Origin of the sequence: Bradyrhizobium sp. WSM2254 (assembly GCF_000472645.1) — a bacterium.
Taxonomy (GTDB): domain Bacteria; phylum Pseudomonadota; class Alphaproteobacteria; order Rhizobiales; family Xanthobacteraceae; genus Bradyrhizobium; species Bradyrhizobium niftali.
Genome location: NZ_AXAB01000003.1, coordinates 319,303 through 331,559, shown reverse-complemented (window position 1 = coordinate 331,559; position 12,257 = coordinate 319,303). Strand labels below are relative to the sequence as shown.

The following is a 12,257-nucleotide window of genomic DNA, read 5'->3' as shown; positions in this document are numbered from 1 at the left end:
GCGGTTTCGACCTCTCCCGTAGGGAGAGGTGGGCACTGCGAACTCAGCTTGATCTATCTCGCTGCGAATAGAACGGCAGCAGCGGCAGGATGATTCCCATTCCCGTGGCGTCCACGGCGACGACGACGGAGGTCGGGACGAGCGTCAGCGCGCTCTCGCCCGCTATCGCCTCCCTTGCCTCAGTCGTGGAACCCGGTCCCATGCTGCATTGTCCTGGTTCGCATTTGCGTGATCGATCGCACCACGCCGGATTAGATAGTTGCAGCCTAATAGTTAGCGTCCTATCTAATTTGCATGGCTCCCGCGCAGGCACATATCCATTCCGAGATCGGCCGAGTCATCGCGCGTCTCGCTCGCACGTGGCGACGCGAGTCGGATCAGGCGCTGTCCGATCACGGCCTGTCCTATGCGACCGCGATTCCGCTTTTGCTGCTGTCGCGCCAGGGCGAGAATGTCCGTCAGGGCGTGCTCGCCGACGAGCTTGGCGTCGAGGGGCCGTCGCTGGTCCGGCTGATCGACCTGCTCCAGGCCGAAGGCCTCGTGGAGCGCCGCGAGGATCCGACCGACCGGCGTGCCAAAACGCTACATCTGACGAAGGCGGGCGAGGCCAAGGTCGAGGAGACCAATCGGGCGCTGCGGCGGGTGCGGGCAAGCCTGCTCAAGGATATCGGAACTGAGGAACTTGCGATAACCTTCGAGACGCTCCAGCGCATCGAGCAGCGGGCCAGTCGCCTGCATGAAGCCAAGACGTTTTCCGAGACGAAATAGTCATGCGCGCCGATGAGCCGTTCCTGGTCCGCCATGCGGACCTCGTTTTCGCTTTGAAGACGTTCGCTGCGTCGATGCTGGCGCTCGTCATCGCACTCGCCATGGACCTGCCGCGGCCCTATTGGGCGATGGCGACCGTCTACATCACCTCGCAGCCGTTGGCGGGCGCGACCAGCTCGAAGGCGTTCTTCCGCGTGATGGGCACGCTGGTCGGCGCGACCATGACGGTGGCGCTGGTGCCGAACCTGATCGATGCGCCGGAACTGCTCTGCCTCGCCATCGCGCTCTGGGTCGGGCTCTGCCTCTATCTCTCGCTGCTCGACGGCACGCCACGCAGCTACGTCTTCATGCTGGCCGGATACACGGTCGCGCTGATCGGCTTTCCCTCGGTGTCCGAGCCCGGCGCCATCTTCGACACCGCGGTTGCGCGGGTGGAGGAAATCTCGCTCGGCATCATCTGCGCCAGCCTGGTCTCGACCATCGTGTTTCCCCGCAGCGTCGCACCGGCCGTGGCCCACCGCGTCGACAGCTGGCTGTCGGATGCGCGCCGCCTCAGCGAGGTGGTGCTGCTGCGGGAGGGCTCGGGCGAAACCCGTCGCGGCAAGCGCCTGAAGCTTGCGACAGACATTGTCGAGATCGACACGCTCTCCACCCATCTTGCCTATGACCGGTTGACCGACCGCAATGCCGTGACCGGCCTCAGTGAAATCCGGCTGCGCATGCTGACTCTGCTGCCGGTGATCGCTTCGCTCGAGGATCGGCTGGCCGCGCTGGGGGATCAGGCCTTGCGGCGGCAACCTGAGCTGAAGCGGCTCCTGGAGGACGTGGCGCAATGGATCGCGAGCGACGGCGGCGCGCGGCAGCCGGCCGAGCGGATCCGGGCCGGGATCTCGGAGCAGCAGGCGGTGCTCGACGGCGGCGCCGACTGGGAGCGGATCATCACCACCAGTCTGTTGTCGCGGCTGCGCGAGCTGGTCGACCTCTCGCGCGATTGCCGTGCGCTGACCGAGGCGATTGCCGAGAGCCGCAACGTCACGACGCTCGAACTGGCTTTCCATTCCGAGGCCGGCGCCGCGCCCGTGCGTCACCGCGACCGCGGCCTTGCATTGTGGTCGGCCGCCGGCGCGGTCGTGGCCATCCTGATCTGCTGTGCGTTCTGGATCGGGACCGGCTGGCCGGACGGTGCGTCGGCGCCGATGATGGCGGCGGTCGCGTGCTCGTTCTTCGCCGCGCAAGACGAGCCCGCGCGCTTCATCCGCAGCTTTGGCCGGTGGTCGCTGGTCGCCATCGTCGTCGTCGCGGTCTATCTGTTCGCGGTGGTCCCCGCGATCTCCCATCTCGAGGTCTTGGTGGTCGCACTGGCGCCGACCTTTTTGCTCTACGGCTTCTTGATCGGCCGTCCGGCCACGGCGGGAACCGGGATGGCGCTCGCGGCCAACACTGCAACCCTGCTTGCAATCCAGTCGACCTACAGCGCGGACTTTGCATCCTACGCCAATTCCGCCGTGGCCTTCTTCATCGGCGTTGTCATCGCCGAGATCGTGACGCGGATTGCGCGCGGTGTCGGCGCGGAATGGGTCGCCAATCGCCTGGTGCTGTCGAACTGGAAGGCGCTCGCGGTCGCCGCCGAACGGCGCGGCCAGCGCGATCGCGCCGAGTTCGCGGGCCTCATGCTGCATCGGCTCGGGCTTCTGGTGCAGCGCATCGCTTATCTCTCGGAGAGCGATCGCCGCGACACCGACAGCCTCGCCCAGCTTCGGATCGGGATCAACATCATCGATCTGCGCCGCGCCCGCTATGGGCTTGCGGCATCCACCATTGCCGTCATCGACGACATGCTCGATCGGCTCGCCGTCGCCTGCCACAGTTACGCGGGCGACGGAATGCCGGCCGAGTTGTTGACGAGCGTCGACCGGGCGTTGGCCCAGGCGGTGAAGGATCCCAATGACAGCGCGCGCGAAGACGCCCTGATAGGTCTCGTCGGTATCAGGCGTGGCCTGTTTCCGGACGCGCCGGCTTACCGGCCGCGCGCGGGTGAGAGTGTTGCGGCATGAGATATGTGATCGACATCTACGGCGTGCTCGTGCCGTCGCTGCTCCTGTGGGTCATTGTCGCCTACGTCCTCAGCGCGATTCTGCGACGGCTCATGCAGCGCTTCGACCTCTACCGGCTGGTCTGGCATCGCGCGCTGTTCGATTTTTCGATCTTCGTCTGCCTTCTTGGCGGCGTCGTCTATCTCTCGGAGTATCTTTCATGAAGGGGAATTTCGCCTGGCTCGCTCGCCTCGCAGTGACGGTCATCGCCGTCATCGCCGCGCTCGCCGTCGGCCGCGAGCTTTGGGTCTATTACATGGAGCAGCCCTGGACCCGCGACGGCCGCGTCCGCGCCGACGTGGTCCAGGTCGCCCCTGATGTCTCCGGCTTCGTCACCGAGGTGCTGGTCAAGGATAACCAGAAAGTCCGCCGCGGCGACGTGCTGTTCCGGATCGATCGCGAACGTTTTGCGCTGGCGCTACGCCAGGCCGATGCGTCGGTGGCCGGTCATCAGGCGACGCTCGATCAGGCCAATGCCGATTTGAAACGCTACAGCGCGTTGACGACCGATGCGGTGTCGCAGCAGAAGCAGGAACAGGTTCTGGCCACCCAGCTCCAGGCCAAGGCGGCCTTCGATCAAGCCGTCGCCGATCGTGCCGTCGCCCAGCTCAACCTCGATCGCAGCGAGGTTCATGCCTCCGTGAATGGCGTGATCACCAACATGGACCTGCGCCCCGGCGCCTACGTCACGGCCGGGAAGGGCGTGATGGCGCTGGTCGACACCGACACGCTGCATGTCGAGGGGTATTTCGAGGAGACAAAACTCGCGCGCATCCGCGTCGGCGACAAGGTGCGGGTCCGCCTGATGGGTGAGACGGTCACGCTGTCGGGCCATGTCGAGAGCATCGCCGCCGGCATCGAGGACCGCGACCGTGCCGACGGCGCCAACCTGCTCGCCAACGTCAACCCGACCTTCAGCTGGGTGCGCCTGGCCCAGCGGGTGCCGGTGCGCATCGCGCTGGATCCTGTTCCCGACGCGATGTCGCTGGTTGCGGGACGCTCGGCGACGGTGGAGGTATTGGACTAACGCGAGCGCAGATGGAGCCGCGTTTGGGTTGGGGAAAAACCGGCAACGACCGTTTCAATACCAAATGGCGGAGCTAATCCTGCCTCGCGTGTGTGAGTCGGGGGAGTTGCTTTGGGCGTTTGGTTTTTAGTCCTAGCGGCATGCGTGGTTGGCGCGTTGCTCCTTTTGGCGTTCTGCCGATAGGACCGACAGCGGATGCACTTGTTGCTGCGAAGCATCAGCGAGCCGCTGAATAGCGGTTCCGGTCGGATGGTTTTTGACTGTGCAAGGATGACCGCGTTCACTCCCTGCGTTGGAGGCGGACGTGAGTTGGTTGCTTGTGTTTCTCATCGCCCCGAGCGCGATGGTGTTGATCGCTCATGCGATTGACGCGATGCGTTCCTGAGACTCTTCGCGACTTGGTTTCGTCGGTAGTCAAGTAAGCCGCGAGAATGTTCCGAGGCCGGCGAGTGTCAATTCGAGGAACCTGGCCCTGTAAGCCGAGGTTGTCACAGCAGGAGGAATACGATCATGCTTATGTTTTACCTGCCGATCATAATCTTCAACGCGATGCTCGAAGCAGCTACGAAGCAGAAGGATGTGCCGGTCTCCATCGATGAGCCGCCAAGCTTCGATTAGACGCCGATTCCATTGCGTTGGCTTCGATGCTTACTGATGGGCCAACGCCTCCTCAGGCATTTGAATACTTCCTCAACTCCAACCGCGCGATCTGGTTTCTGTGTACCTCGTCCGGGCCGTCGGCGAGGCGCAGCAGACGCGCTGTGGCATAGGCCTGCGTCAGGCCAAAATCGTTCGAGGTGCCGCCGCCGCCATGGGCCTGGATCGCCCAGTCGATGATCTGGCAGGCCATGTTGGGTACGGCGACCTTGATCATCGCGATCTCGCTCTTCGCGTCCTTGTTGCCGACCGTGTCCATTGCGTAGGCGGCGTTCAGCGTCAGCAGCCGTGCCTGTTCGATCATGATACGGGATTCCGCGATGCGCTCCTGCGTCACCGTCTGCTCGGAGACCGGCTTGCCGAAGGCGACGCGGCTGCGAACGCGGCGGCACATCTTTTCCAACGTGCGTTCGGCAAGGCCAATCAGGCGCATGCAGTGGTGGATGCGGCCGGGGCCGAGGCGACCCTGCGCGATCTCGAAGCCGCGGCCTTCGCCGAGCAGCATGTTTTCCTTCGGGACCCGCACATTGGTGAAGACGACCTCGGAGGCGCGGTCGGGCACGCCGTAGAAGCCGAACACGGGGAGGGGACGCTTCACCTCGATGCCTGGCGTGTCCATCGGCACGAGGATCATGGATTGCTGCTCGTGGCGGTCCGGATTGTCGGGGTCGGTCTTGCCCATGAAGATGCAGATCTTGCAGCGCGGATCGGTCGCGTTGGTGGTGTACCATTTGCGCCCGTTGATGACGTAATGGTCGCCGTCGCGTACGATCGAGCTCTCGATGTTGGTCGCGTCGGAGGAGGCGACCGCAGGCTCGGTCATGGCGAAGCAGGAGCGGATTTCACCCGCGAGCAGCGGCTTCAGCCAGCGCTCCTTGTCCTCTTTCGTGCCGTAGCGCTCCAGCACCTCCATGTTGCCGGTGTCGGGCGCCGAGCAGTTGAACACTTCGGGCGCAAGGTGCGAACGGCCCATCACTTCGCAGAGCGGGGCATATTCGAGATTGGTGAGGCCCGCGCCATGGCTGGACTGCGGCAGGAACAGGTTCCAGAGGCCTTCCGCGCGTGCGAGCGGCTTCAATTCTTCGACGACGGGATAGACCTTCCAGGGCCCGAGCTCTTCGGCCTCGCGATAGAACCGCTCCTCATTGGGATAGATGTGCCGGTCCATGAAACTTTCGAGCTTGCGCTTGAGCTCGACGACTTTGGGCGACATCGGGTACAGCATCTTTCGTCTCCTTGATGGATGGACGGCGCGGACGTCAGCGTGATCGCGCGCCGCCTCAAGCGACGCGGTAGTCCCTGAACTTCTCGCGCAACGCGGATTTGAGCACCTTTCCGGTGCCGGTCATCGGGAATTCGTCCAGGAACTCGACGGCATCAGGCATCCACCAGTTCGCGATCTTCGGGCGCATGTGGTCGAGCAGGGTCTTGCCGTCGACGGTCGCGCCCTTCTTGCGAACCACGAGGAGCAGGGGGCGCTCCTGCCACTTCTCATGCGCAATCGCGACCACGGCAGCCTGCAGCACGTCGGGATGAGACAAGGCGACGTCCTCGAGCTGGATCGAGGAGATCCACTCGCCGCCGGACTTGATCACGTCCTTGGAGCGGTCGGTGAGCGTGACGTGGCCCTGCGGATCGATCACCGCCATGTCGCCGGTGATCAGCCAGCCGTCGCGGTCGAGGCCTTCGTCGAGCTTCATATAGCCCGAGGCGACCCAGGGACCACGCGCGCGCAGATGACCGACGGTCTTGCCATCACGCGGCAGCTCGTTGCCGCCATCGTCGACGATGCGCAAGGTGGTGCCGAAACAAGCGCGGCCCGAGACCTGGCGTCGGTCGAATTTCTCCTTGTCGCTGAGATGCTCGGAGCCCGGTCGCAAGCCGGGCATCGAGCAGCCCAAAGCCTCGGTCATGCCCCAGGCCTGGACGTAGTCGATGTCATAGTCGCGCTTGAGCTTCTCGACCATCGCGCGCGGCGGCGCCGAGCCGGACGATAGCGTCGCGCGCAGCGTCGAGAATTTGTTGCCGGTGCGGCCCAGCCAGTCGAGCAGGATCAGCCAGAAGCTCGGCACCCCCGCCGACAGCGTCACCTTCTCGCCTTCGAGCAGTTCATAGAGCTTGTCGGGCTCATAGTTGCGGCCGGGCAGCACCAGCTTCGAGCCGGTATAGGGCGCGGTGAACGGCATATTCCAGCCATTGCCGTGGAACAGCGGCGCCATCGGCATCATCACCTCGCGCACCCCTTCGACGTGTCCCGGCAGGAAGTCGAAATTGCAGCAGGTCATGGTCTGCAGGATCGCGGCGCGGTGCGAATAGATCACGCCCTTGGGATTTCCCGTCGTCCCCGAGGTGTAGCAGATGGTAGAGGCGGATTTTTCGTCGAACTCCGGCCAGGTGAAACCGGCGTCGTTCTCCCGTCCCAGAAGCTCCTCGTAGCAATGGACGTTCGTAAGTGTCGTCTCCGGCATCCGCTCGCGCGAGGACATCACGACGTAAGCCTCGATCGTCTTCAATTGCGGCGCGATCGCCTCGACGATCGGCAGTGTGGCGCGGTCGATGAACAGCAGGCGATCTTCGGCGTGGTTGACGATGTAGACGAGTTGCTCGGGAAACAGCCGCGGATTGACGGTGTGCAGCACATAGCCCATGCCCGGCGCGGCGTAGAACATCTCGAAATGGCGGTGGGTATTCCAGGCCAGCGTGCCGACACGGTCGCCAGGAGTCATGCCGAGACGCTTCAAGGCCAGCGCCATGCGCTTGATGCGCGGATGAGCATCCGCATAGGTGTAGCGATGGATGTCGCCCTCGATCTCGCGCGCGACGATTTCCGCCTCGCCATGATAGTCGGCGGCGTACTGGATCAGGCCGCTGATCAGCAGCGGCATGTCCATCATCAATCCCTGCATCATTTCCTCCGGGTGGTCATGTCGTTGCATGGCGCTTGTGATTTGCGCGCGAGGTTACCGGAACGTCACGCGCCGTTCACGCAAAAAACGGCGGACGCGATTGCATGCGTCACTTTTTCAGGGCTAACGTGAGGTGAGCAGCCGGCGAAGCAGCGTCTGCCGTGGAGGAAATGGATGTCAGCGGAAAGACACAAGACCGGCGCAGCCGGCACACCTACGATCGACATTTCCGCACTCCGCGCACGCTATCGCGACGAGCGCGATCGCCGTCTGCGCGCCGAGGGCAAGGCGCAATATGTCGAGGTATCAGGCGATTTCGGCCGCTATCTCGATGATCCCTGGGCCGATCCGGGATTTGCGCGCGAGGCTGTCAGCGAAGAGACCGAAGTGCTCATCGTCGGCGGCGGCTTTGGCGGCCTTCTCTGCGGCGCGCGCCTGCGCGAAGCCGGCATCGCGGATTTCCGTATCGTGGAAAAGGCCGCCGATTTTGGCGGCACCTGGTACTGGAATCGATACCCCGGCGCGGCCTGCGATACCGAGAGCTACATCTATCTGCCGCTGCTGGAGGAGACCGGCTACATGCCGGTGCGCAAATATGCGCGGGCGCCGGAGATCTACGAACATTCCCGCCGTATCGGCCGTCACTTCGGCCTCTACGAGCGTGCGCTGTTTCAGACCGTCATCTCGCGGATGGAATGGCAGGAGCCGGAGGCGCGCTGGCTGGTCGAGACCGATCGCGGCGATCGCATCCGCGCGCGCTTCGTCATCCTGGCCGGCGGCCCGCTGAGCCGGCCGAAGCTGCCGGGCATTCCCGGCATCGAAAGTTTTGCCGGACACAGCTTTCACACCAGCCGCTGGGATTATGGCTACACCGGGGGTACATCCGAAGGCGGTCTCACCGGTCTCGCCGGCAAGCGCGTCGGCATCATCGGCACCGGCGCCACCGCCGTGCAATGCGTGCCGCATCTCGGCCGCTCGGCGAAGGAGCTCTACGTCTTCCAGCGCACACCGTCGGCGATCGGCGTGCGCGACGACCGGCCGACGGATCAGGGCTGGGCGCAGAGCCTCAGGCCCGGCTGGCAACGCGAGCGCATGGACAATTTCACGGCCGTGATCTCGGGTGAGCCGTTCGAGCAGGATCTGGTGCAGGACGGCTGGACCGGCCTGCTTGGCGAGATCCTGCTGGCGCCGCGCCGCCAGCCGCAGCCGGTGACCTCGCTGGAGGAGGCGCTGAAGGTCATCGAGCAGGCCGACTACCGCAAGATGGAGGAGATCCGCGCGCGCGTCGATGCCGTGGTGAAGGACGAGGCGGCCGCGGCCGCGCTCAAGCCCTGGTACAAGGCGTTCTGCAAGCGGCCATGCTTCCATGACGAATATCTCGACACTTTTAATCGATCCAACGTACATCTCGTCGACACCAGGGGGCAGGGCGTCGAGCGCATCACGGAGAATGCCGTGATCGTCGATGGCAAGGCCTATGAGCTCGACTGCCTGATCTATGCCAGCGGCTTCGAGGTCGGCACCGATTATGCCCGCCGCATGGGTTTTGAGGTCTATGGTCGCGACGGCATGAGCCTGTCCGAGCGCTGGCACGACGGCGTCAAGACGATGCACGGCTTCTATAGCCGCGGTTTCCCGAACTGCTTCCTGATCGTCACGGTTCAGGCCGGCCAGAGCGCCAACTTCCCGCACATCATCGACGAGCAGTCGCAGCACATCGCCTATGTCATCGATCAGGCGCGCAAGCGTGGCGCCAGAACGCTGGAGCCGACGCTCGCTGCCGAGGGCGCCTGGGTCGACGAGGTCGTCAAGGCCGCGCTCGGTCGCCAGACCTATCTCGCCGAATGCACGCCCGGCTACTACAACAATGAAGGCGTGTTCGACCCGATCGCGGCAAGAAACAGCCAATACTGGCGCGGGCCGGTGGCGTTCCTGCGGCTGCTCGACAAATGGCGCAAGGAGGGCAGCCTGGATGGATTGGAATTGACTTAAGGGGACGGCCGCGGAGGCGGGCGGCGCCCCGGTCCCGGCTTGAGCGGCGTGACCCAGCAGCACCAGAGCATCATGGTGAATTTCCTGGTGGGAACGGGGGTGCGTGACTTGCGGGCGTTGCGACTTGCCGGAGTCAAGAGCTTTGCTTGGATCGATTGTACCTGTCGGGACTTGAGCGATCGCAACCGACGTAGGATCATGCGCTCGCGCGAGCCGGTCGCGCCGTAAGGAGAGGAACGAGCAATGATCAAGGGCAGGACAGTCGCGACGGCGGTGATCGGCGCGGCCGCGCTGCTTCTCTCTCTGCCCGTGGCCGAGGCGGCGCAATGCGGCAGCACGCCGGCCGGGTTCGAAGGCTGGAAGCGCGAGTTCAGTGCAGAGGCGCAAGGTAAGGGCATCGGCCAGACCGCGATCTCCGCCCTGATGCAGACAAACTACGCCAGCGCGACCATCGCAGCCGACCGCGGCCAGCGCAGCTTCTCGCTGTCGCTCGATCAGTTCCTCGCCAAGCGCGGCGCCACCACCATCGTCGCCAAGGGACGGCAGCTCAAGCAGTCGCAGGCGGCCTTGTTCGCCTCGATCCAGCAGCGCTATGGCGTCCCGCCCGGGCCGCTGATCGCGATCTGGGGCATGGAGACCGGTTTCGGCAGCCAGCGCGGCAACCAGAACATGCTGTCGTCGATCGCGACCCTTGCCTATGACTGCCGCCGCCCTGAGTTCTTCACCGACCAGCTCTATGCGGCGCTGAAGCTGATCGACCGCGGTACCCTGTCGGGAGCGACCCGCGGCTCCATGCATGGCGAGGTCGGCCAGACCCAGTTCATGCCCAAGAACATCCTGGCCTATGGCACCGGCAATCTCGAGGTTGCCGCCAATGCGTTGAACTCGACCGCGAATTTCCTGAAGGCCCATGGCTGGCGTGCGGGAGCCGGTTACCAGCCGGGTGAGCCGAATTTCGCCGCGATCGAGGCCTGGAATGCGGCCGGCGTCTATCAGAAGGCAATCGCGCTGATGGGACGGCAGATCGACGAAGGGGGGACGGCCGCTTCACGCTGACGAGAACCCCGTTTCAAACGGGGCTCTCGATTCTTGTTTTGACGCGCTTTCTTGACGCGAACCGGCATCCACTTCGCTCGAAAACGCTCTTGCTCAGCAAGGCGTGATGCGCCCGCGCGAGAAAGTTGTTGCTATCGGGAACCGACGGCATGAGGTTTGCTTTGATCAGATTCAGGGCTGGGCATGAGGAGACACAACATGGCAACCCAGATCGTGATGGACCAGACTGGCGACACACGCCACGAGTTTGATCCCGACAATGCCGAAGCGCTGGCGCGGGCCGAACAGCGCTTTCGGGAGCTGACCGGAGCCGGCTTTACCGCCGCCTTCCGAACCGGGCCCGGCGAAGTTACACGTATCAAGTCGTTCGACCCGACCGCGCAGGAAACGCTATTCTATCCCCGCCTGGTCGGCGGCTGATCTGAGCTGCTCATGTTCGCGGCACTCAGGTTCCGCGCGCCGGCGCGTGCGCGCTTGCATGCGCTGCGCGAACTCTACCGTCGCTTCTTCGGCGAGAATACGCCGGATGCGCGCGGCCGCCGGCTTCTGGCCGAGTGGCTGACACCGGAGCAGCGCGCCCAGTTCGAGCAGTATCGGTATTTCGACGTGATCGGCTGCGATACCGGCAAGAGGTATCGCATCCACTACGGCACGGCCGCCAACGTCCACGAAATCGACGATGCCGGCATGGCAATGATGGGGTGGTGCTTCGTCCCGTCAGGCTTCCTGGTGCCCGGCGACGTGATGCTCGCGCAGAAGATTGCGCTCGAGACGGACGAAAAGTCCGCGCTGGCGCTCGCCAACAGGTTTCCGCCGGCAACGCATTCGGAGCATTTTTACCGGCGGCCGTTCTAACGCGCAAGGCGCTCAGGAATGCGTGGTGCGATAGGCATCCAGCGCATGCGCCGCGAAGACGCCGACGCTGCAAAGAGCGAGGAGGGCGGAGATCAGCTCGATCATAGCTCATCCTCCCGCAGCGGCCGGGCGACGAGGTTTTGGCAGCAGGAATAATCCAGGATCAGATCAAGAAGGAATTGCATGGTGGCCGTCCCTGTATGATTTTGACAACTAGATAACCGGCCATCTGTTTCAGGCGTGTTTCGTCGCACCCGGAAAGGGGTTTCTTGGGGAACCCTGGGCTGGTTTGTGCGCCGCGCACCCGCTACATCGCGCATTTAGCTCAATTTCTTTGGCCGCGCGTCTTCGCAGGCGGTCTTGCAAGGCGAGGCAAAATCATGGCGCAGGTCGAGTGGTTCGACGATCTCAGCATCGGAATGCGGTTCAAATCCCCCGAAGTTCAGGTCACCGAAGCCGACATCAAGCGCTTCGCGGCCGAGTTCGATCCGCAGCCGATGCACCTCGACCACGAAGCCGCCAAGGGGACCCTGTTCAATGGGCTCGCCGCGTCAGGATGGCACACCGCCGCGATTGCCATGAACCTCGCGATCCAGGCCCGTCCTTTCGGCCCGCATCCGCTGATCGGCGCAGGCGTCGACGGGCTGCGCTGGACCATTCCGGTGCGGCCCAATGACCGTCTGCATCTGGTCGGTGAGGTCATGAGCCTGACGCCGTCGAAGTCGAAGCCGCAAGGCATCGCGCTGGTGAAATGGACGATGTTCAACCAGAACGGCGAGGAGGTTTACACCTTCACTCCGATCGCGATCGTGCCGCGGCGGGGTTAGGATGGAAGCCGCTTGCCGTCGGCCTTGCCCGCAGCCTGAAGCTCTTGCGGACCTCCAGCAGAGGTGATCATCTCGG

The 12,257-nt window shown here is 64.1% G+C and carries 12 protein-coding genes; 9 read left to right on the top strand and 3 right to left on the bottom strand.

The annotated features are described in order from the left end of the window. Window positions 1-43 precede the first annotated feature (43 nt). Window positions 44-202 (bottom strand): hypothetical protein, encoded by a 159-nt coding sequence (locus tag A3M7_RS48310; protein WP_245284205.1) that lies wholly within the window; start codon window positions 200-202, stop codon window positions 44-46. A gap of 92 nt (window positions 203-294) precedes the next feature. Between A3M7_RS48310 and A3M7_RS0106550 the strand changes: the two genes are divergently transcribed. Genes A3M7_RS0106550 through A3M7_RS0106535 form a run of 4 tightly spaced genes read left to right on the top strand, consistent with a single transcriptional unit; the run spans window position 295 to window position 3,888 of the window. After that, window positions 295-768, top strand: coding sequence for a MarR family winged helix-turn-helix transcriptional regulator (locus A3M7_RS0106550; protein ID WP_027543206.1), 474 nt, complete (start codon window positions 295-297; stop codon window positions 766-768). Window positions 769-770: 2 nt separating this feature from the next. Then, entirely contained in the window at window positions 771-2,822 is a 2,052-nt protein-coding gene (locus A3M7_RS0106545; protein ID WP_027543205.1) for an FUSC family protein, read from the top strand. After that, entirely contained in the window at window positions 2,819-3,025 is a 207-nt protein-coding gene (locus A3M7_RS0106540; protein ID WP_027543204.1) for a DUF1656 domain-containing protein, read from the top strand. The genes A3M7_RS0106545 and A3M7_RS0106540 overlap by 4 nt, the downstream gene beginning before the upstream one ends. After that, window positions 3,022-3,888 carry an HlyD family secretion protein gene (locus A3M7_RS0106535; protein WP_027543203.1) on the top strand — a complete coding sequence of 289 codons (867 nt, stop codon included), beginning with the start codon at window positions 3,022-3,024 and terminating at the stop codon, window positions 3,886-3,888. The genes A3M7_RS0106540 and A3M7_RS0106535 overlap by 4 nt, the downstream gene beginning before the upstream one ends. 670 nt (window positions 3,889-4,558) lie before the next feature. On the opposite strand, the gene A3M7_RS0106520 is transcribed toward A3M7_RS0106535, so the two are convergent. Further along, on the bottom strand, window positions 4,559-5,770 hold the full coding sequence (locus A3M7_RS0106520; RefSeq protein WP_027543202.1) for an acyl-CoA dehydrogenase family protein: 1,212 nt from the start codon (window positions 5,768-5,770) through the stop codon (window positions 4,559-4,561). Between the two features lie 55 nt (window positions 5,771-5,825). Then, window positions 5,826-7,451, bottom strand: a complete 1,626-nt coding sequence (locus tag A3M7_RS0106515; RefSeq protein ID WP_027543201.1) for a long-chain fatty acid--CoA ligase — start codon at window positions 7,449-7,451, stop codon at window positions 5,826-5,828. Window positions 7,452-7,625: 174 nt separating this feature from the next. Here A3M7_RS0106515 and A3M7_RS0106510 point away from each other — a divergent pair, with 174 nt between their 5' ends. The 5 genes from A3M7_RS0106510 (at window position 7,626) to A3M7_RS0106485 (ending at window position 12,181) form a co-directional block, all read left to right on the top strand. After that, entirely contained in the window at window positions 7,626-9,443 is a 1,818-nt protein-coding gene (locus tag A3M7_RS0106510; protein WP_027543200.1) for an NAD(P)/FAD-dependent oxidoreductase, read from the top strand. Between the two features lie 243 nt (window positions 9,444-9,686). Beyond that, on the top strand, window positions 9,687-10,499 hold the full coding sequence (locus tag A3M7_RS0106505) for a lytic transglycosylase domain-containing protein (protein WP_027543199.1): 813 nt from the start codon (window positions 9,687-9,689) through the stop codon (window positions 10,497-10,499). Window positions 10,500-10,697: 198 nt separating this feature from the next. Further along, window positions 10,698-10,919, top strand: a complete 222-nt coding sequence (locus A3M7_RS0106500) for a hypothetical protein (protein WP_027543198.1) — start codon at window positions 10,698-10,700, stop codon at window positions 10,917-10,919. 12 nt (window positions 10,920-10,931) lie between these two features. After that, a complete protein-coding gene (locus A3M7_RS0106495; RefSeq protein WP_027543197.1) occupies window positions 10,932-11,354 on the top strand; it encodes a hypothetical protein in 423 nt (140 codons plus the stop codon). A gap of 380 nt (window positions 11,355-11,734) precedes the next feature. Beyond that, window positions 11,735-12,181: a MaoC family dehydratase gene (locus A3M7_RS0106485; protein WP_027543196.1), complete on the top strand. Its 447-nt coding sequence runs from the start codon at window positions 11,735-11,737 to the stop codon at window positions 12,179-12,181. The last annotated feature ends 76 nt before the right edge of the window (window positions 12,182-12,257 follow it).

Coding starts and splice junctions, on each gene's coding strand:
- A3M7_RS0106535 (WP_027543203.1), top strand. CDS start 3,022: ATGAAGGGGAATTTCGCCTGGCTCGCTCGCCTCGCAGTGACGGTCATC.
- A3M7_RS0106520 (WP_027543202.1), bottom strand. CDS start 5,770: ATGCTGTACCCGATGTCGCCCAAAGTCGTCGAGCTCAAGCGCAAGCTC.
- A3M7_RS0106550 (WP_027543206.1), top strand. CDS start 295: ATGGCTCCCGCGCAGGCACATATCCATTCCGAGATCGGCCGAGTCATC.
- A3M7_RS0106500 (WP_027543198.1), top strand. CDS start 10,698: ATGGCAACCCAGATCGTGATGGACCAGACTGGCGACACACGCCACGAG.
- A3M7_RS48310 (WP_245284205.1), bottom strand. CDS start 202: ATGGGACCGGGTTCCACGACTGAGGCAAGGGAGGCGATAGCGGGCGAG.
- A3M7_RS0106545 (WP_027543205.1), top strand. CDS start 771: ATGCGCGCCGATGAGCCGTTCCTGGTCCGCCATGCGGACCTCGTTTTC.
- A3M7_RS0106485 (WP_027543196.1), top strand. CDS start 11,735: ATGGCGCAGGTCGAGTGGTTCGACGATCTCAGCATCGGAATGCGGTTC.
- A3M7_RS0106505 (WP_027543199.1), top strand. CDS start 9,687: ATGATCAAGGGCAGGACAGTCGCGACGGCGGTGATCGGCGCGGCCGCG.
- A3M7_RS0106540 (WP_027543204.1), top strand. CDS start 2,819: ATGAGATATGTGATCGACATCTACGGCGTGCTCGTGCCGTCGCTGCTC.
- A3M7_RS0106510 (WP_027543200.1), top strand. CDS start 7,626: ATGTCAGCGGAAAGACACAAGACCGGCGCAGCCGGCACACCTACGATC.
- A3M7_RS0106495 (WP_027543197.1), top strand. CDS start 10,932: ATGTTCGCGGCACTCAGGTTCCGCGCGCCGGCGCGTGCGCGCTTGCAT.
- A3M7_RS0106515 (WP_027543201.1), bottom strand. CDS start 7,451: ATGCAGGGATTGATGATGGACATGCCGCTGCTGATCAGCGGCCTGATC.